This is a genomic window from Sporolactobacillus terrae (assembly GCF_019930545.1).
Classification (GTDB): Bacteria; Bacillota; Bacilli; order Bacillales; family Sporolactobacillaceae; genus Sporolactobacillus; species Sporolactobacillus terrae.
Window position 1 is genome coordinate 1,836,776 of the sequence record NZ_CP082837.1, and the last position, 19,212, is coordinate 1,855,987.

Annotated in this window: 14 protein-coding genes and 1 riboswitch; of the genes, 6 read left to right on the forward strand and 8 right to left on the reverse strand. The window is 45.2% G+C overall.

Annotated elements, in window-relative coordinates; genetic code table 11:
* Nucleotides 1-172: 172 nt before the first annotated feature.
* A complete protein-coding gene (pflB, locus tag K7399_RS08715; protein WP_028975939.1) occupies nucleotides 173-2,428 on the forward strand; it encodes a formate C-acetyltransferase in 2,256 nt (751 codons plus the stop codon).
* Nucleotides 2,429-2,472: 44 nt separating this feature from the next.
* Nucleotides 2,473-3,234, forward strand: coding sequence for a pyruvate formate-lyase-activating protein (gene pflA, locus K7399_RS08720; RefSeq protein WP_028975940.1), 762 nt, complete (start codon nucleotides 2,473-2,475; stop codon nucleotides 3,232-3,234).
* 211 nt (nucleotides 3,235-3,445) lie between these two features.
* On the opposite strand, the gene K7399_RS08725 is transcribed toward pflA, so the two are convergent.
* On the reverse strand, nucleotides 3,446-4,015 hold the full coding sequence (locus tag K7399_RS08725) for an LOG family protein (protein ID WP_028975941.1): 570 nt from the start codon (nucleotides 4,013-4,015) through the stop codon (nucleotides 3,446-3,448).
* Between the two features lie 185 nt (nucleotides 4,016-4,200).
* Here K7399_RS08725 and K7399_RS08730 point away from each other — a divergent pair, with 185 nt between their 5' ends.
* The 4 genes from K7399_RS08730 (at nucleotide 4,201) to K7399_RS08745 (ending at nucleotide 8,640) form a co-directional block, all read left to right on the forward strand.
* The gene (locus K7399_RS08730) at nucleotides 4,201-5,049 is read left to right on the forward strand and encodes a MurR/RpiR family transcriptional regulator (protein ID WP_028975942.1); all 849 of its coding nucleotides are present in this window, start codon (nucleotides 4,201-4,203) and stop codon (nucleotides 5,047-5,049) included.
* A gap of 138 nt (nucleotides 5,050-5,187) precedes the next feature.
* Nucleotides 5,188-6,081 carry an N-acetylmuramic acid 6-phosphate etherase gene (gene murQ / locus K7399_RS08735; RefSeq protein ID WP_028975943.1) on the forward strand — a complete coding sequence of 298 codons (894 nt, stop codon included), beginning with the start codon at nucleotides 5,188-5,190 and terminating at the stop codon, nucleotides 6,079-6,081.
* A 4-nt stretch (nucleotides 6,082-6,085) separates the two neighbouring features.
* Nucleotides 6,086-7,465: a PTS transporter subunit EIIC gene (locus K7399_RS08740; protein WP_028975944.1), complete on the forward strand. Its 1,380-nt coding sequence runs from the start codon at nucleotides 6,086-6,088 to the stop codon at nucleotides 7,463-7,465.
* A gap of 95 nt (nucleotides 7,466-7,560) precedes the next feature.
* Nucleotides 7,561-8,640, forward strand: coding sequence for a DUF871 domain-containing protein (locus K7399_RS08745; RefSeq protein WP_028982685.1), 1,080 nt, complete (start codon nucleotides 7,561-7,563; stop codon nucleotides 8,638-8,640).
* A gap of 58 nt (nucleotides 8,641-8,698) precedes the next feature.
* On the opposite strand, the gene K7399_RS08750 is transcribed toward K7399_RS08745, so the two are convergent.
* The 7 genes from K7399_RS08750 to K7399_RS08780 all read right to left on the reverse strand — a co-directional run bounded on the left by K7399_RS08750 (nucleotide 8,699) and on the right by K7399_RS08780 (nucleotide 18,765).
* Nucleotides 8,699-8,920: a hypothetical protein gene (locus K7399_RS08750; protein ID WP_028975946.1), complete on the reverse strand. Its 222-nt coding sequence runs from the start codon at nucleotides 8,918-8,920 to the stop codon at nucleotides 8,699-8,701.
* A 189-nt stretch (nucleotides 8,921-9,109) separates the two neighbouring features.
* Entirely contained in the window at nucleotides 9,110-10,528 is a 1,419-nt protein-coding gene (locus K7399_RS08755) for a SpoVR family protein (RefSeq protein ID WP_028982684.1), read from the reverse strand.
* 353 nt (nucleotides 10,529-10,881) lie between these two features.
* Entirely contained in the window at nucleotides 10,882-13,197 is a 2,316-nt protein-coding gene (locus K7399_RS08760) for a transglutaminase TgpA family protein (protein ID WP_028982683.1), read from the reverse strand.
* The gene (locus K7399_RS08765) at nucleotides 13,190-14,380 is read right to left on the reverse strand and encodes a DUF58 domain-containing protein (RefSeq protein ID WP_128166905.1); all 1,191 of its coding nucleotides are present in this window, start codon (nucleotides 14,378-14,380) and stop codon (nucleotides 13,190-13,192) included. Before K7399_RS08765 ends, K7399_RS08760 begins: the two co-directional genes overlap by 8 nt.
* Nucleotides 14,377-15,342 (reverse strand): AAA family ATPase, encoded by a 966-nt coding sequence (locus K7399_RS08770; RefSeq protein ID WP_028982682.1) that lies wholly within the window; start codon nucleotides 15,340-15,342, stop codon nucleotides 14,377-14,379. The genes K7399_RS08765 and K7399_RS08770 overlap by 4 nt, the downstream gene beginning before the upstream one ends.
* A gap of 145 nt (nucleotides 15,343-15,487) precedes the next feature.
* Nucleotides 15,488-16,771, reverse strand: coding sequence for a globin-coupled sensor protein (locus K7399_RS08775; protein ID WP_164875497.1), 1,284 nt, complete (start codon nucleotides 16,769-16,771; stop codon nucleotides 15,488-15,490).
* Between the two features lie 143 nt (nucleotides 16,772-16,914).
* Nucleotides 16,915-18,765 carry a putative bifunctional diguanylate cyclase/phosphodiesterase gene (locus K7399_RS08780; protein WP_128166909.1) on the reverse strand — a complete coding sequence of 617 codons (1,851 nt, stop codon included), beginning with the start codon at nucleotides 18,763-18,765 and terminating at the stop codon, nucleotides 16,915-16,917.
* Nucleotides 18,766-19,072: 307 nt separating this feature from the next.
* A riboswitch (SAM riboswitch) is annotated at nucleotides 19,073-19,187 on the forward strand.
* Nucleotides 19,188-19,212: the final 25 nt, after the last annotated feature.

The window sequence follows — 19,212 nt, forward strand, 5'->3', positions numbered from 1 at the left end:
CATACGCACCCAAATACACTTTTACGTCTGTATACGCGAACAAAATGTTAACAAAAAAGTCACAAACAACGTGTAAGCGTTTACATAAGTTATTATATACTAAGTGTGTACGATAACGCATCATGTGTTTCATCAAATGATGTAGAAATGAAGAAATGAGGAGATGAACGACATGGAAGCAGTTGTAAAAGAAAACAAGTATGATTCCTCTTGGGATGGTTTTGCTGACGGAATCTGGAAACATGAGATTGACGTTCGCGACTTTATCATAAGGAATATTCATACGTACACAGGCGACGAATCCTTTCTCTCCGGACCGACAAAGAATACGACACTTCTTTGGAAACAAGTTATGCAGCTGTCTGAACAAGAACGAAAAAACGGCGGTGTTCTGGATATGGACACCGAAATCGTCTCAACCATTACATCCCATAAACCTGGCTATTTAAATAAAACGATGGAAAAAGTTGTTGGTTTTCAAACCGATAAGCCGTTTAAGCGTGCCCTAATGCCGTTTGGCGGGATCCGCATGGCCGATCAGGCTGCAGCATCCTATGGCTTTAAAATCGACAAAGAGGTCGACCATATTTTCACTGAATACCGTAAAACGCATAACCAAGGCGTCTTTGACGCGTACACCGATGAAATGCGACTGGCACGCCACGTCGGAATTATTACCGGTCTTCCTGATGCGTACGGACGCGGACGTATTATCGGCGACTACCGGCGTGTCGCACTGTACGGCATCGATTTTCTCATTGAACAGAAACAAATCGATAAAAAGAATACAGGAAGCAAGATGAGTGAAGCGGTCATCCGCCTGCGTGAGGAACTTACCGAACAAATTCGCGCACTGCAGGACATTAAGAAAATGGCTGCAAGCTACGGATTTGATATTTCCAAACCGGCATCCAATGCGCAAGAAGCCTTCCAATGGCTCTATTTCGGCTATTTGGCTGCAGTTAAGGAACAGAACGGGGCGGCGATGAGTCTTGGCAGAACGTCAAGCTTCCTCGACATTTTCATTGAACGCGATTTGAAAAACCACGTACTGACTGAAGAAGAAGCCCAGGAACTGGTCGATCATTTCGTTATGAAACTGCGTCTTGTTAAGTTCGCACGTACACCGGAATATAACGAACTATTCAGCGGCGATCCGACTTGGGTTACCGAATCCATCGGCGGCATCTCCGTAGACGGTCAGCCGCTTGTGACAAAGAACTCATTCCGCTTTCTTCATACATTGGAGAATCTTGGACCGGCTCCGGAACCGAACCTGACTGTACTTTGGTCAAAGCAGTTGCCGAAAGCATTCAAGGAATACTGTGCTCAGATCTCCATCAAGACCAGCGCGATTCAATATGAAAACGATGACTTGATGCGCCTTCAATATGGCGACGATTATGGGATTGCCTGCTGCGTCTCCGCAATGCGGATTGGAAAGCAAATGCAGTTCTTCGGTGCACGCGCAAACTTAGCGAAAACACTGCTGTACGCAATTAACGGCGGCGTTGATGAAATTAAAAAGGTTCAAGTCGCTCCTCCGCTTTCGCCGATCACAAGTGATGTGCTGGACTATGATGAAGTCATGCAGAAATTCGACATTATGATGGATTGGCTGGCCGATCTCTATATCAACACTTTGAACGTGATCCACTATATGCACGACAAGTACTCCTATGAACGCAGTGAAATGGCACTTCACGATACGCATATTCTGCGCACGATGGCAACCGGGATTGCCGGACTCAGCGTCGCAGCAGACTCGCTAAGTGCGATCAAATATGCCAACGTTCACGTACAGCGTGACGAAGACGGGATTACAACCGGATTCACCATCGACGGTGATTTCCCGAAATACGGAAATAATGATGACCGTGTCGATGCCATTGCCGTTGATCTTGTGGAGCGCTTTATGAAAAAGCTGAAAAAGACAGAAACCTATCGTGAATCGGTTCATACCCTTTCGATTCTGACGATTACGTCGAACGTTGTCTACGGCAAGAAGACCGGCAGCACACCGGATGGCCGTCTGCGCGGCGAAGCATTCGCACCGGGCGCAAACCCAATGCACGGACGGGACAGCAAGGGCGCGCTCGCTTCACTATCGTCAGTAGCGAAATTACCATACCGCGATGCACTAGACGGCATCTCGAATACCTTCTCAATTGTGCCGCAAGCACTCGGCAAAGATGACGGCTCACGTACGTCCAATCTAGATGCGATGCTCGACGGCTATTCAGTTAAGGGAGGCCATCATATTAATATTAATGTGTTCAACCGCGAGACACTCATTGATGCCATGGACCATCCTGAAAAGTATCCTCAGTTGACCATCCGTGTCTCCGGATATGCCGTCAACTTCATTAAGCTGACCCGTGAACAGCAACTGGAAGTGCTGCACCGCACCTTCCACAAATCGATTTAACAGCTGTTACTGTGTCCTGTTTGGAAAAGAAAGGAGGAGCTTCAATGGTTCTCGGTAACATTCACTCCATTGAATCGTTCGGCACAGTTGATGGCCCCGGCATTCGCTTTGTCGTCTTTACCCAAGGCTGCCCACTCCGATGCAAGTATTGCCATAACGTCGATACACGACCAATCGGAACAGGCAAGCAAGTCAGCGTTGATGAAATCATTCGCGAGCTAAAGGACTATCTTCCGTTTATCCAGTCATCTGGAGGCGGAATTACGGTAAGCGGCGGCGAAGCACTGCTGCAAATCCCTTTTCTCATCGAATTGTTTCAAGCCTGCAAAGCGATCGGGGTCCATACCGCACTGGATACATCCGGATGCTGCTATGTCGATGCACCTTTCTTTCATAAGAAATTTGATCAACTGGCAGAAGTCACTGATCTAGTTTTGCTTGATATTAAAGAAATCAATTCAGAACGTCATAAGTGGCTGACCGGACAGCCCAATGAACGGATTCTCGCCTTTGCACGTCTTTTAGCAAAGAAACAGATTCCCGTCTGGATCCGCCATGTCCTGGTGCCGACGATTACCGATTCTGCAGATGATCTGACCGATCTTGGCGCATTCATCGACACGCTGGATAATGTCGAACGTGTGGAAATTCTGCCTTATCACAAGATGGGGGTTTTCAAATGGAAAGCAAACGGTCTCGATTATCCCCTCGAAGGCATCGAACCACCGACAAACGAGGAAGTCACACGTGCTGCTGAATTAATCCAGCAAAAGCTGCATCGACCGCTCGTCGCAGCGCCACAGTGATCGAAAAAGATTTATAGCATGAATGAACAGAGAGAAGCATGCTTCTCTCTGTTTTTTTGTCTTCGCCCCGGATGCCGTAACACGCCAATATTGGAATGATCGCCAGTCATCCTGCGCTCTAGCATCTGAATAATGCGTGCAGCAAAAAACGAGAGGGACAAGGGTGCCTCTCGTTTTTCCTCGTTACTAAATATTCTTTAGATTTCTACAGTTATTTCGCATACTTTCGCACAACGGGGGGTTGATAACTGCTTATCACTTTTTCAATCTCATCAAGGGCATCGATAAAAAATACTTTAGCACGATCTTCTTGTGTTAGAAAGCCTTCTGAAACCATTTGATCAAAAAACTGAGCCACCAAATCATAGTAGCCGTTCACATTATAAAAGATACACGGACTGTCATTCTCGCCAACACGAACCCAAGAGACAGCCTCAGAAATCTCTTCCAGTGTTCCTGGACCTCCAGGAAGCGCAATGCAACAATCAGACAGCTCCATCATTTTTTTCTTGCGAACATCCATATCCTCAGTCACTATTAATTGATCAAGCCTAGGATGAGCGATTTCGCGATCAACGAGGAATTGCGGGATAATCCCTGTAACGCTCCCACCGTTATTAAGTACCGTGTCAGCGACAATACCCATTAAACCAATCTTTCCGCCTCCGTAAACCAATCCATACCGATGAGAAGCAATCCATTTCGCCAGCATAATTGCATGCGTCTCGTAGATTGGATTCTTGCCCCTGCTCGCCCCACAGTAAACCGCAATACGTTTCAAACTGCTCCCTCATTTCTCTTTGATGATAGGTTTACTATAGCATATATGAAAAATTCGTACGCAACCCTCCATTTCGACCTAAATTAATCATGAATCGTACGCTCAATTAATTTAGTCATTTTCTTGCAAGCTTGACTGAACAATAATATTATAAAAGAACAAATTCAATGACGGAGGATAGCAGAGTGCCAACGTTAATCCAGCAAGTTAAAAACCGCCTCGATCAACTCTCAGAAGCCGAGAAAAGAGTTGGCCGCTATATTACACGATATCCAGAACTCGTTCCGAATATGACGTCAAAAGATTTATCAAATAAAACCGATGTCAGCGAAGCAACGGTTGTTCGTTTCTGCAAATCCGTTGGTGCAGCAAATTTCAAGACCTTTAAACTCACACTTGCCAAAGAACTTCCCCTATCCGAAGAAGATTTAACTGACTTTTCAAGTTTAAAGAAAAACGACGCACCTTACGATCTTTTTTGCAAGGTTACTCAATTAAACAAGCAAGCAATTGAATCAACCTCACTTTCACTGGAGCGCAAACAATTTGAAAAAGCAGTCCGCCAATTAAAAGACGCAGATAAGATTATTTTTTTTGGAGTTGGTGGTTCCGCTATTGCCGCAATAGATGGAAGCTACAAATTTTCACGTCTCGGCTATCATTCGATGATGATTCCCGATTTCCACCAAGCAGCAGCCACAACACCGTTCCTGTCCCCTGCTTCCATTTTTGTTGCCATCAGCATGTCGGGAAAAACAAAAGACGTGCTTCAGCTTGCCCAGCTCGTTAAAAATAAAGGCGCTCGTGTGATCGCGATCACCAATGCGACGCAGTCACCTCTGTTAAAAATGGCTGATATCCCATTGTGTACACCCGCCGTTGAACAGGATTTCCGTATCGGGAGTATCGCATCCACGATGACTCAGCTCAATATTGTCGATGCTTTGTATCTCAGCGTCTTCCATTTATCCAGCGACCTCCTCATTGAACAATATCGAGAAGCTCGTGAAGCAGTCATTAAATTTAGGAGATAGTCGAATGATTGCTTTTTATTTCCCCATATATGAAATATAATTTCTTTATTTTCGTTAATTATATTGACTTTTTGTTTCAATTTTATAGAATATTATTAATAAAATAAATAAAGAGAACAGAAAAGGTGTGTGTATGCAGTGAAAAAAAATCTCGCAACCGAACGCCGTAATCAGAAGACAATGAATCTGGACACCATGTCGCTTCATGAATTATTGACGATGATGAATCATGAAGACCAGACCGTTCCACATGCTATTGAGCAGGCTTTACCAGCCATTGAACAAGCGACCCAGCATGTAGTTTCTTCATTCAAAGCAGGCGGAAGATTAATCTATATGGGAGCCGGAACCAGTGGCAGGCTTGGTGTGCTCGATGCGTCGGAATGTCTTCCCACATTCAGTGTCTCTCCGGAAATGGTAAAAGGACTCATCGCCGGTGGTGAAAAAGCATTGACTATGGCTATTGAAGGTGCAGAGGACAGCAAAGAACTTGGAGGTGAGGATCTTAAACAACAGTTAATCAGTTCAAAGGACACTGTGATTGGTATTGCAGCGAGCGGATGTACCCCCTATGTTATTGGCGGATTAACCTATGCAAAAAGCCAAGGCGCCAAAACAGTTAGTCTTGCATGCAACACAGAGGCTGCAATCAGTCGTTATGCTGATACCGCAATAGAAATTGAAACAGGACCTGAAGTATTGACTGGTTCAACCCGGCTTAAAGCAGGAACAGCTCAGAAAATGGTTCTTAACATGATCTCAACTGCTTCAATGGTTCAGATTGGAAAAGTATATGGAAACTTGATGGTGGATGTTCAGCCTTCCAACAGCAAGCTGATCGACCGTGCGAAACGAATCATAGAGGAAGCTACGGGTACCGACAGAAATACAGCCGAAGAAAAATTTATTCAGGCAAATCACAATGTCAAAGCTGCAATTGTAATGACCTTGCTTCATTGCACATATGATGAAGCCATTGTACGACTGAATGCAGCTCACGGCTTTGTTCGCAAAACACTTAAGGAGGAATGATCAAATGACTAAGGAACAACAAATGGCAGCATCTATCTTAAAAAATATCGGTGGACAAGAGAATTTGTATAAGATTATGCACTGTCAAACACGTCTGCGACTTACGGTTAACACGAAAGAGAAAGTCGATATGGAAGGCTTAAGATCAATTAACGGAGTCTTAGGTGTCGTTGACGATGACACGTTGCAAATTGTTGTCGGACCAGGAACGGTAAACCGAGTTGCAGCGTCTCTGAGTTCGTTGACTGGTTTGAATATCGGGGAAGAAAATAACCCTGATGACCTAAGTCTAGAAGAACGCGCAGCAATAAATAAACAAGAAATTAAGAATAGGTCAAAGAAAACACCGATCAAACAATTATTAAAAAAGATCGGCAATATTTTTATTCCTCTGATTCCTGGATTGGTCGCTTCAGGGCTGATCAACGGAATTGCTAATTTTTCGATCAATGCCGGTGCCGATCCTAAGTCGACACTGCTTTCAATTATGGTCGTTATCGGCAGCAGTCTATTTACCTTCTTAGCGATTTTAGTTGGGTGGAATACAGCCAAAGAGTTTAATGGAACACCGGTTCTTGGAGCAATCATGGGCATGATTCTATTTAATCCGGCACTTGCCAACCTGACTATTTACGGTGAAGCATTGACGCCCGGACGCGGTGGTTTATTTGGTGTCATTTTCGCTGCTTGGCTAATTACACTCATTGAGAAACAAGTTCGTAAAGGCGTACCAAACAGTCTAGACATTATTATTACTCCACTAATATCTCTTTTGACCGTCGGACTTCTTTCACTTTACGCCATTCAGCCATTATTCGGTGTTTTCACAGATGCAATCACAAACGGTATTCAATCCATTTTAAATATTGGCGGTATCGTTGCCGGTGCACTCCTTTCAGGTTTCTTCCTCCCACTCGTGATGGTTGGATTGCATCAAGGGCTAACTCCGATTCATCTCGACTTGATTCACCAATTTGGTTATACGAGCTTGCTTCCCGTTCTTGCTATGGCCGGTGCGGGTCAGGTCGGTGCAGCCATTGCCGTCTACGTTAAAACTAAGAATAAGAAATTGCGTAATAACATCAAGGGGGGATTGCCTGTTGGATTTCTAGGCATTGGCGAACCTTTACTTTATGGCGTGACGCTCCCGCTTGGTCGGCCATTTATTACCGCTTGTATCGGCGCAGCATTTGGCGGTGCTTTTCAAGCGGTCATGCATACTGGAGCGCTCGGTATCGGTGTCTCTGGTTTGTCTTTAATTCCCCTAATTGCCCAAAATAAATACGTGTATTATTTTATTGGGCTCATTATTGCATACGCAGCAGGATTTATTCTCACCTATCTTTTCGGCTATAATGAGAAAATGGCAGAGAATATTAAATGAGCGGATCGCTATAAATAAACGCTAAAGAAATGGAGCGGTGATTCTCCGCTTCATTTCTTTTTTCAGCAAAGAACAGATGAAAAGGAGTGTTTCTATTGCTTGGCTACTCCGTCTATTTAAATCAACCGATTAATGAGCAGTTGGAACGAATGAAGCGTTACCGGGATCATGGATTCAGAAGAATCTTCACTTCTTTACATATCCCAGAAGAAAATTCAGCCACCTATCGGGAACGATTGAGCGAATTGGGATTATGGGCAAAGAAAAATAAGATGCATGTTACTGCGGATATCGCTGCGGATTCCTTAGGCGCACTGCGCTTAAGCTTAAATAAAGCAAGCCAATTAAAGGACATAGGGATTCGTGCACTTCGGCTCGATGACGGATTTGATGAAAAATCTGCCGTTGCACTTTCAAACCAAATGGCTATTGTTCTTAATGCAAGCACGCTCACCCCTCAATCATTAGCGGCCATGCTGCGTGAAGGGATGATTGCAAGCCAGGTGACTGCGTGCCATAACTTCTATCCAAGACCAGAAACCGGACTATCGCGGCAAGCCTTTCGTCGATCTAATGCGTGGTTTAAGGAAGCCGGATTATCGGTTGCAGCTTTTTTCCCTGGAGATCAAAATTGTCGCGGACCGTTATTTAAAGGGTTACCTACTCTTGAAGACCATCGTCATTATTCACCATTTGCTGCTTTCGTCGATCTGCTCCATGAATCTGTCGATGATTTAATCCTTGGTGACCCAGACATGTCGAGTCAGGTACTTGAACAGTTTATTGCATGGGACAAAGGCATCATACTACTCCATGCCCACCCTGAAATTCAAGATAAAAAGCTACTTAAAACACTCAGTACGGTACAAACGAATCGACCAGACGAAGCTAGGGATTGCGTACGATCCTATGAATCACGTATGCTGCATCTGGTGGATACGCCCATTTTGCCAAACCATCATCATCGACCACGTCCCACGGGTTCGATTACGATCGACAATCAATGCTATGGTCGATATCAAGGAGAGATCCAAATCAGTAAACATGATCTTGTTGCAGATGAAAAAGTGAATCGAGTAGGGAGGATCATCTCCAAGGATTTGCCACTTCTTCAGTATATTAGCGGCGGTACCAAATTCCAAATTGTCTGGGAAAGCAAGTGCACAAATAAATGAACCTATTTCCCTAAAAAATCAGCAAACCGACATGCTCCGATTTGCTGATTTTGTTTCTCTATTTAATTAACGGTACTTCAACAAGCAGTTTCCGATTGACTTTTTCTTCTGTTTTAGGTTTGAGTGTTTTGGAATCGCTTGTATTTACTTCCGTGAAATGCGTTTGGCCATCTTTATTCTGCGGCACAATAGGCGGATTAACGATCATCTTAAAATAGAACAAGCTTAAGACTAACAACAAGCAGATCAGAGTCAGTAACTCTTTCTGTTTGGCGCGCATCTGCTCAGCTCCTTTATGCACTTGTCTGTCCCTAGTTCCGGTGTAACGTGGAACTGTAAAGTAGCTTTTAAGCCCAATTAAAGATTTCGACAGTCAGCGATGCTTGGCACATCTTGTCTCAATCTGAGATGCAAAAAAACAACCCCTCCCAATATTAGGAAGGGGCTGTTTGACTTGCTCTTAATTCCATTAACTGTCCAATCGCTTTCGTTTCATTTCTTTGCCTTCACTGCTGAACAAGGTTGGATGATCTTCGATGACGGTTTCCAAGTGTACCGGTCTTCCCCACAATTGAAACAAGTAGTTCAGGACACCTTCAAGATCGCGGAGATCCAGTTCGGTGCCTTCGTATCGATGCTTCAGAAGCAATTCACCGCTATGATGGTAATCGCCGTTTTCAACAACAATGTACGGAAATCCGCCATTGATGCGCATCGAAACGAGTTGATCGCGAACGTTCTTCCAATCCTTATCGGTAATCGTGTATTGATCGCCTTTCTTTTCGAACATGAATAGATCCTCACGCTGAACAAGTTGCTTGGTTAAGTAATTTCGAATAAAGGATTGATCCGATTCCAGCTCACGGACTTCAAAGATTTTCTCACGGCCGGTGCCTTCCTTGACGCCGAAGCTGAGCATTTCTTGACTGGGGTGATTGTAGCGTTCTTCGATATCCTCGAAAATCTTTAACCCAAGGTAGTACGGATTCAGACTTTGCTGTGATGGCTGAACAACCTGGGCATTCAACTTGGCAAATTCAACCGCTTCATCTGAAGTCAGATCCAGTTCACGCAGGATTCGCTGATGCCAGTAGGAGGCCCAGCCTTCATTCATGATCTTTGTTTCTAGTTGCGGCCAAAAATAAAGCATTTCCTCACGCAGCATTGTGAGAATGTCGCGCTGCCAATCTTCAAGTACCCTGCTGTACTCTTCAATAAAGAACAATAAATCTTTCTCAGGGCGATTTGGAAATTTGGTTTCTTCTTCATTTTGCCCATCGCCTTCATCCGTTTTATCCATGTCAATGAGGTCTTGATATTGCGAAATTGGCTTCCTTTTCTTTTTTACTGGTTTGCCCGGCTTACTATCCAGCCAATCACCTTTGCGAATGATACGCGGATCGACATGTTCTTGTATGGCAAGCACCGCATCCAAAAATTTTTCGACTTTCTTGCTCCCGTACTGTTCCTCATAATTATGAATCCGCTCAGCGGTTGCACTCATACTTTCAACCATGTCGCGGCGTGTGTTGGAAAAGCGGACATTATTTTTGAAAAAATCGCAATGGGCGAGCACATGGGCAGCGATCATTTTATTTTGGATAAGACTATTCGTATTTAATAAGAAGGCATAGCACGGATCGGAGTTAATGACCAATTCATAGATTTTACTAAGACCGAGATCATACTGAAGCTTCATTTTGTAAAACTGCTTTCCAAAACTCCAATGGGAAAAGCGCGTCGGCATTCCGTAAGCACCGAATGTATAAATGATTTCTGCAGGACAGATTTCGTAACGCATCGGGTAAAAGTCAAGGCCAAATCCTTCTGCAACCTCTGTTATTTCCTCAATTGATCGTTCGAGCTCTTTATGGTCCGTATCATTCATCGATCGCAGCACCCTTTCCGATTCATGATCAGCAATCACTTTGACTTATTCTTCATCTTATGAGTCGAACCGGACAAAATATACCGGGCAACTCCCCAGAATGCTAAGTCTTTTATCTTTCATCCGATCTTTTGATACGATCAGCCTATTGCGCTGTGAAGATGGATTCCGTCCTGCTTTAATCATGAGTCGTTGATCGATGCCTTTTTATTGCATCATCGCTGCGGATGCTCGACTCAACAGGGGCTCGCGGTACCCAAGACCTCACCGTTTCACTTTAACTTTTCTGGTGTGCCGTTGGTTTGTGTCTTCATGGTTTTGCATCGTCGCTGCGGCTGCTCGCATCAACAGGCTTATTCTGCTTTTTGGTTGAGATCCTTTTCCGCTGGCGTCGCTTTGGAGCGGTGGTCGATCGTCCGATTCAGCAAAATACGGATCTGCTCCGCATCCAGCTGATAACCACGACTACCATTCCGGTAAATCATTTGTTCATACTGTTCGATTAACGGATAAAGTGCGCAACCGTCGTTTTGTTCATCAAAGCGTTGTGCAAACTCGCGCAACGTTTCTGAATCCGAACGTTCCCATCCATCAAGCGCAAGCACACGAAGCAACCGCTGGAATAAGTACACAAAGTCTTGATCATGCTCAATTGATTTTTTATGCAGCTGATAAACATAGACTGCCCGAAGCCATTTTTTACGGGTCAGAAACGCAGCAATCGCAGCAGCGAGAAGGATACCTGCGGCTGTCCAAGCAATCGCTTTCCAATGAACAGCTGGCGTTTCTGCACCAGCGTTGTTCGTTTGAGCTTTCGTCTGAGATTCCGTATTGTTTTGCTTTGCCGTTTTCTGCTGCGGATCCTTTTGCTGCTGTTGCTCCTTTTGGTTCGTACTCTGTTGATTTTGATCAGATTCAGCGCTGCTGCCGGATTGCTGCTGTGTATCTGAACGTTCAGAAGCATTCGTCGAATTCTCAGATGCAAACTCGCTCGGGTTGCTGAACGAAGGCGTTGCTTCAAAGCTGACCCAGCCGCTGCCCTGAAAATAAACTTCTCCCCAGGAATGTGCGTCTGCATTGGTAATCCGATATTCGTTTAAGTCGATTGTTTTTCCCTTGACTTTTTCCTGAACGTTGCGAACATATTCGCCGGACGTAAACCCTTTAACCCAGCGTGCCGGAATCCCCGCTGAACGCAAAAGTACCACCAGCGATGTTGAGAAATTGTCGCAATAGCCGACTTTTGACGCAAACAGAAATTGATCAACATAGTCCTGATCGTTTGACGGAACCGGAACGCGATCGGTCGAATAGGTAAATCGTGATGATCGCAGATAGTTTACAACTGCATTCACTTGATCATAGCGGTTCGCCTTTCCGTCGGTCAGCCGTTTTGCGAGCGTTTGTACACGCTTGGGCAATTTCTGAGGCAATTGCAAATAAGTGTCACGTATGATTTGCGGATCATTTGCTGAAGCAGGTGCGCGCAGTGCCGATGTGTGATAACTTGGAGCCTCGTAGCGAATGGTCGCCTGATCCGCCTTCCGTTCATCAACAGTCAGTAATTGTCCATTGAGCTGATCGAGCTTCACTTGTTTTCCTGGAACCGTAATCTGCTGCGGCTCGCCCGCATAAGGCAAAATCGCCGGACTGCTGCTGGAAAAGCGCAGTACAGCCGTCTGCTCATTTTTCTTGGTCTTCGCTCCGTAGAGCGTGAGCATTTCGGACAATGAGCGCGAACCGGATATAGGCATGAAATAACGGTTGCCGTTACTCCAGCCATGCCCGGTGTAATGATCCTTGTACGCGACGCGCCAATATTGCGGTGATCCGCTGATTGCAGCGGTAAACAGTGGGGTTTGATCCATCGCAATTGAGCCGCCTAAACGCGAATCATCATCATCGTAACCAATCCTTTGGTTTCCTGAGAAAAACGAATCATTATTAAAGAAACTCAGCCCGAGTCCGCTTACATAGTTTGACGGACCTTTCCACAAACTGTCCGGCTTTGGCAGCATCAGTGCAAACAAAAGGAAGGCAGCAATGACCATCCCTGTTACAGCAAACCAGCTCCTAGTCATTCTCAGCGAATGGGTCTTGTCACCTTTTTGAACAAAATTTTGCCATTGATGAAAACTCAACAGAGCAAGTGCAACCGCTGCCTGAACAACGATGGTTTGCCGCCCATCGAAATACGTCAGCGTGTCGATCGCCAGACTGCTCAACATGGCAAGCGCAACAAAGAGTATAATCCGTCCCTTCTCCAGCCAATGATTCACCGTGAATAGAACGAATCCAAAGACAAGGTAAAACATGAACGCACTAAATACGTCCGGGATCTCGGCAGCATCGCCTTGCCAAAGCGAATGGAAACTGTCGCGTGTTTGTCCTAAAAATAGCAAAAACCACTCGGGTTGTAAGAACGGGTAGGCTTTGAAGAAATAAAAATGTACGGCATGCAGAATTAAACCCGCACAAACCGTCACGCAAAGCCATTTCGGCAGCTTAAAATAAAACATCACCAGCATACTCCCGATAAACAGGAGCAGCAGCAGCTTGGCATTTAAGATTGTTAGAACAAGAAGCGGTTGAAAGCAGAACCATAAGAGCAGCCCGGACAGGCCGTAGATGATGGTTCTTGCGACCAATGAGTTACGGCCTTCACGCATAATCGTCACCTGTCTTTCCCTTTGATATTGCCTGCTTTTTCGTGACATAGAGAATTGAAAACCACGAAGACGGTTGCTGCGGATGTACCTGGGGCGTTTGCTTCCCAACGATGTAGAACAATTTTTGCGGACGTCTGTAGGTGTCTGCAAAACGGCTCATCACGGCAGCCAGCCCTTCATCGGTACTTACGGCATAACCGATATTTTTTGCACGTGTCGTCATCTGAACCTCGTCTAATTCAAGCACCTGTTCTTTAGTCAATTCAGCTAATGCTTGATAAGCAGTCACAAGCGTACGCTCTGAATGATCATGAAGAAGAAGCGGTTGAGTCCCGGAACGATAGCTCAGGGACACGGTAAATCCGCAGTTTAGCAACGTTTTGAGCAGAGAAGCGGTATAGGAAACGGCAAGCTCGAATCGTTCATTCTCTTCTGTTTTTGTTGCAACAAGAGTCACTGAGGCTAGGCGCTCATGGTCCGGCTCGAAAAGCTTGGTAACTAATGTGTTGGTTCGCGCGGCAGATTTCCAGTCCAGCCATGAAGGCCGGTCACTTGGACGATAGTCCCGAACACCGGCAAAATCAGCCCTATCCGCTTCTTCAGAAGACGCATAGGCACCACTATGACGGATCAGATTTAAATCGTCGACCGGGAGCTGAACGGGCTTTGGATAAACAAAAACAGTAGTCGCATCGGATAGAAAAACCGTTCGTTTAAAAAATCCAAACGGATCGCCAACTGTAAGTTCCAGTTGATTCAAGGAAAACGTTCCTCTCGGTATATTGGGTAAGCGGATCGTGGTCGTTAGTTCTGAAGTAAGCCAGATGAGAATTTGCGTTTTCGTCGTCGCATGCGCAAGCCTCTGGTCATCGGGACGCTCAATCAAAGTCAGAAGAAAGAAAGGGACTGCCCATCGCCGCTTTAAACGTACCGTCAGGTGGAGCGCATCGCCAGCAAAGATTCTTTGATTCACATTTGTACGTTCAACAGTCATTGAGCGAAATGGATACACGAAAAGGAGCAGCAGATACAGATCTACAGGAATCAAGACATAAAAGAGGAACCAAGTCAGAAAACCGCCTTGAGCAAGTGCAAACAGAAACAAAACAACGGTAAGCGTAAGCGCAGGAAGTATGCGCATAAAACTGCGTAATAAACGCCTCAGCCAACGTTTCCGTGTCATTGCAGCGGTTCCTTTAGCGATACAGGAATTTTAATGCTCGCGAGGATCTCCTGAATGAGCATGTGCGCATCCTTTTGCTCATAAGCCGCCTCCGCCTTAAGCAAAAGGCGATGGGCAAGGACATAAGGAGCAACCGCCTTCACATCATCTGGGATTGCATAGTCCCGCTGTGCCACGAATGCGTAAGCCTGAACCGCGCGAAGCAAGCTAATCGTGCCGCGCGGACTGATCCCCAAGGCAATCGATGGATGGGTACGCGTTGCTTCCACTAGATCCATTAAATAATTTTTGATCGCATCAGAAACGAAAACCGCTGCGGTTAAATGACGGAGATAGAGCAGATGATCGATGGAAAGAACCGGCTTCAATCTGCTAAGCGGGTCACGATCCGAATCCCGATCAAGCAACGACAGCTCATGTTTTCGATCTGGATAGCCAATTGACAATTTCATCAGAAAACGGTCAAGCTGCGCTTCAGGAAGCGCATAGGTTCCTTCGTACTCAATCGGATTCTGCGTGGCCATGACAAAGAACAATTCAGGCAGCGCCCGAGTGACCCCGTCAACGGTCACATGCCCTTCAGCCATTCCTTCAAGCAATGCAGACTGTGTCTTCGGTGAGGTACGATTGATTTCATCGGCAAGAATAATATTGCCCATAATTGGGCCCGGTCTAAATTCAAATCGGGATTCCTTTTGATTATAGATGGACAGTCCGGTGATATCGGAAGGCAGAAGATCCGGCGTAAACTGAATGCGTTTGAAATCAGCGCCGATTAATTTGGCGATCGTTTGCACCATGAGCGTTTTGCCCACACCGGGAATATCTTCAATGAGTACATGCCCGCCGGCAAGTAGGGCTACTATAATGAGTTTCACAGCTTTTCGTTTGCCAACAACAACACGTTCAACATGATCTAATAATTCAGAAATTGTCTGATGCGCCTCAATGCTTGGATTCATAAGTGACCTCACTTCTCACAGATTTCATTTTTCGATTATTATTTAGTCGTTCTTTTTTATTGTACAAAAAAAGAGCCGTTCTTTCCAAGGATCGGCTTAAAGGCTTCTTTTTCCGCCGGGTTCGCCGGCTTTTGCTAAAAAATAATCAAAGTTGACATTTGAGCTGTTCGGCCGAGGCGACCAATGTTTCGACACCGCCGCTCAGCTGGTCGATGATCGCCGCAAGTTCCCGAATGGTTTGATCGGTTTGCTGCGACAAACGGCTGTTTTGATCGGCGGTTTTAATGATTCCTTCGAATTTCTCTCCGGTATGTGCCGACTCTTGCATCCCCTTCTGAATAATTGCCGTGGTCTGATCCAGCGAAACGGCAACTTCATGAGAGACGGTCGTTGAATTTCCGATCAGTTCAGCGATTTGAGTCATGGCATTACTGGTCTGATCGGCAAGCTTCTGAATCTCCTTGGCAACAACCGCAAACCCTTTGCCGAATTCACCGGCACGCGCGGCTTCAATTGCCGAATTAATCGCTAAGATATGGGTTTGCTCTGAAATTTCTTTAACTAATTGAATGACACGGCCAATTTTATTTGATGATTGCTCAAGCTGACTGACCATACCTGCCATCTCATGTACTGAATGAAAAGCTGCCTCGACCTGTACAAGCAGTCGATCCAACTGGCCTTGGCCTGCAGCAGCATGCGCTTTTGCATGCTGCGACAGTTCGTTTCGCTTCACTGCAGTCTCTCGGACACGTTCAAACTGGTGCATTTGACTGCTCATTAATCGCTTGTTCTCTTCCGACAAATGGACCAGTTGATGACTGACGTTTCGAATTGCTGCGCGCAAATCTTCGCGTCCGACTGCATACTCTTTTTTTAAAGCTTTTTCGTATTCTGCATCGTACGCTTCCAGGACCACTTGCTGCTCAAAACTGATCATTTTATTGATTGCCTGAATCATGCGCTCAGCATCCGCTCTGTCTGCCATCCGAGTCAATACAAGGGTCACTAAGCTCGAGGTTAAGTTCTGGAATGCCCCCATATAAACCGGCGGCTTCAGCCCAATCCTGTAATGGATCATTCCCACTCGATTTCTACGCGCAAGAAATGCTTCATCCAGTACGCCTGAAAAAAGCTCAAGAACATGACTTGCAAGGGTCTGGCTCAACTTTTCAACCGTACTGTTCTGTTCAATGATCTTCTTCAGTGAATCAATTTTATTAAATCCAGCATAAAATTCATGCGCGATCCGTGCCATTTCTTTCTCAACGAATGGACGCATCATTTTTAAGATTTGCAGGTCTTCCTCATTTAAGCCCAGCATCTCTATTTTTTCCAATACATCCGGGTTTTGAATGTTCAGATTGACCTTTTCCGATTTTGCGCGAACCAGCAATGAATGCTGCTTTTTCCTTCTCAACACGTGCATCGTCCAACCCCTTCTGCAGCCCTTTGTCATCGGGTGACGGCGAGCGTCTTATCAAAAACAAATGCTCAAATAAGACGGTCGTCTGCTCGATCTCCTAAGTTTATCCGTTCTCTGTTCCGATTTGCAACCGTTCACCATTTTGTTTATGCCAGATACTTTTCGGTAAAATCACTTTCCGCGAGTGGCTGACTGTAATAATAACCTTGAATCGCGCGACAACGGCATGCCTCAATAGCCCTTAGCTGCTCTTCCGTTTCGATTCCTTCAACGATCACATCCACCCAAAGCTGCTTCGCCAACGTTACAATGGCCGCGACAATTGCTTGATCTCGGTGATTTCGAACAATATCGATCACAAAGGAACGATCGATTTTCAACTGATTAATCGGCAAATTTTTTAAATAGCTGAGCGAACTGTACCCGGTTCCAAAATCATCGAGGCTGACACCGACGCCAAGTGCTCGAATCTCATTCAAAATACGCACGGAGCGCTCAAGATCCTCGGCCATCATCGATTCAGTGATTTCCAAGTTAAGTCTGTTCGGAGCAAGCCCGCTCATTTTCAGTGCATGTGCGACTTGTTTGACAACCGTCTCATCACGAAACTGATTAAACGACAGATTAACCGAGATGGGGACATTCAACGCACCTGTCTCCTGCCATTTTTTCATTTGTCTGCATGCCTCATTCAGCACCCACCAGCCGATTTCCCGAATGATGCCCGTTTCCTCGGCCACCGCAATAAAGCCGCTTGGCGGCAATATGCCGTGACTCGGGTGCTCCCATCGTAGCAGCGCCTCTACACCGACGAGTGCACCGCTGCCGGCATCGACTTGCGGCTGATAATACAACACAAATTGTTGCTTGTACAATGCCTTTTGCAGCTCATCCTCAATACATATCTTTTTCATCAACTGCTGATGAAGCATCGTGTTATAGAAAAAATAGCTTTCTTTTGTGTCCTTCTTTGCTTCGCGCAATGCAGCATCGGCACAGCCAAAGAGCTGCACACTGTTGGCGCCATCTTGAGGAAAGCGTGAGATACCGATACTGTATGTCGCATAGATCTCTTTGCCATCAACGATGAACGGCAGCTCAGAAGTATGTGTCAACAGTTCGGCGGCATCAATGAGTTCGCTCCTACTCAAACGATTCTTGAACAAAATCATGAATTCATCACTGCTGATACGGTAGAGTTCTGCCGCAAGCGGTTCAAGTGCTGCATTGATACGCCCGGAGAGCATGATCAGCAATTTATTTCCAATCGTCCGCCCATACATTTCATTAATCATCTTCAGCCGATCGATATTGATCTTAAACACGGAAAAGGAATGGTCTTTGCGCTGATCGATCATCGCTTCAATGACTTCCTCAGCAACCAGTTGATTCGGCAATCCGGTAAGCGGATCATGATAAGCCTTAAATCGAATCGCCTCTTCCTTTTTTTGATCATTGTTATCTTTTAATTGCTGATAATTTTCCATAATCAGCTGCAAGTTCAAGTTAACGATTTTTTCCAACGCTTTAGAAATGATTAGCGCCTGTTCGCGACAATTCACTTGTCGATTGATCGCCTCAATGATGCAATTAATGAAACCATGTGACAAAGCAATCTGGTTGGACAAATCCAGCTGATAGCGGAAGCACAAAAGCGCCTGTTCACGACTGGAACGTATAAAGCGTTGGTCAAGAACGCCGCTTAAAAACATTTGCGTAATTTCAACGTTTTTATCGCGAATCGTTGTGCTTAATGATCTTGGTAAAAGCGTGCTCTGAAACTTAAAAAGATCAAACACAAATTCGGTTGTTGCATCAGCAATCTCATCACTTAAGCGGAGCAGAAATGGCCGAACCCAGCGCAGTAGTTGCAGATCAAACAAATGAAGATTGAGCAGTTGAATCCGTCGGCGTATCCGATGATCGCTGATTGACAACTCTGCAGGCTGTTCTTTTACTTTTTTTAACCAGTTTGCTTTGTTCCATTGGTCACTCATCGTTTGGCGTGCTCCCTCGTCAGTTCTTAATCTAGCGTTGAATGTTCATTATTTATATCGTCAGATACGAATGAAACATGAACACATTGGTTTTCAAGACTAATTTTGTGTCATTCGTTGTTCCGAATAGCCGACTGATGTCGCTTTTCATACACGTATTAATCGCTTTTATGTAGCATTGTAAGCTTTTCTCCCTAAATGTGCATGATGCTACAAGACTATTTATTGTGAAAAACGAATAATTTTGTGAAATTTATGCATTGACGGTCCATGTAATCCATGATAGTATTCAAGTTAACTTAATAAACTCTTATTAAGAGCGGCGGAGGGACTGGCCCTATGAAGCCCGGCAACCTTTCAGATTTATGAAAAGGTGCTAATTCCAGCAAGATTTTCCAATGCGAAGTCTTGAAAAATAAGAGGGTGCGGATTGTCACAGAAGCCTCT

Excerpts from the sequence above, each read along its gene's own strand:
- K7399_RS08740 (WP_028975944.1), top strand. The coding sequence starts at position 6,086 with ATGACTAAGGAACAACAAATGGCAGCATCTATCTTAAAAAATATCGGT.
- pflB (WP_028975939.1), top strand. The coding sequence starts at position 173 with ATGGAAGCAGTTGTAAAAGAAAACAAGTATGATTCCTCTTGGGATGGT.
- K7399_RS08775 (WP_164875497.1), bottom strand. The coding sequence starts at position 16,771 with ATGCACGTGTTGAGAAGGAAAAAGCAGCATTCATTGCTGGTTCGCGCA.
- pflA (WP_028975940.1), top strand. The coding sequence starts at position 2,473 with ATGGTTCTCGGTAACATTCACTCCATTGAATCGTTCGGCACAGTTGAT.
- K7399_RS08765 (WP_128166905.1), bottom strand. The coding sequence starts at position 14,380 with ATGACACGGAAACGTTGGCTGAGGCGTTTATTACGCAGTTTTATGCGC.
- K7399_RS08780 (WP_128166909.1), bottom strand. The coding sequence starts at position 18,765 with ATGAGTGACCAATGGAACAAAGCAAACTGGTTAAAAAAAGTAAAAGAA.
- K7399_RS08770 (WP_028982682.1), bottom strand. The coding sequence starts at position 15,342 with ATGAATCCAAGCATTGAGGCGCATCAGACAATTTCTGAATTATTAGAT.
- K7399_RS08755 (WP_028982684.1), bottom strand. The coding sequence starts at position 10,528 with ATGAATGATACGGACCATAAAGAGCTCGAACGATCAATTGAGGAAATA.
- K7399_RS08750 (WP_028975946.1), bottom strand. The coding sequence starts at position 8,920 with ATGCGCGCCAAACAGAAAGAGTTACTGACTCTGATCTGCTTGTTGTTA.
- K7399_RS08760 (WP_028982683.1), bottom strand. The coding sequence starts at position 13,197 with ATGCGTGAAGGCCGTAACTCATTGGTCGCAAGAACCATCATCTACGGC.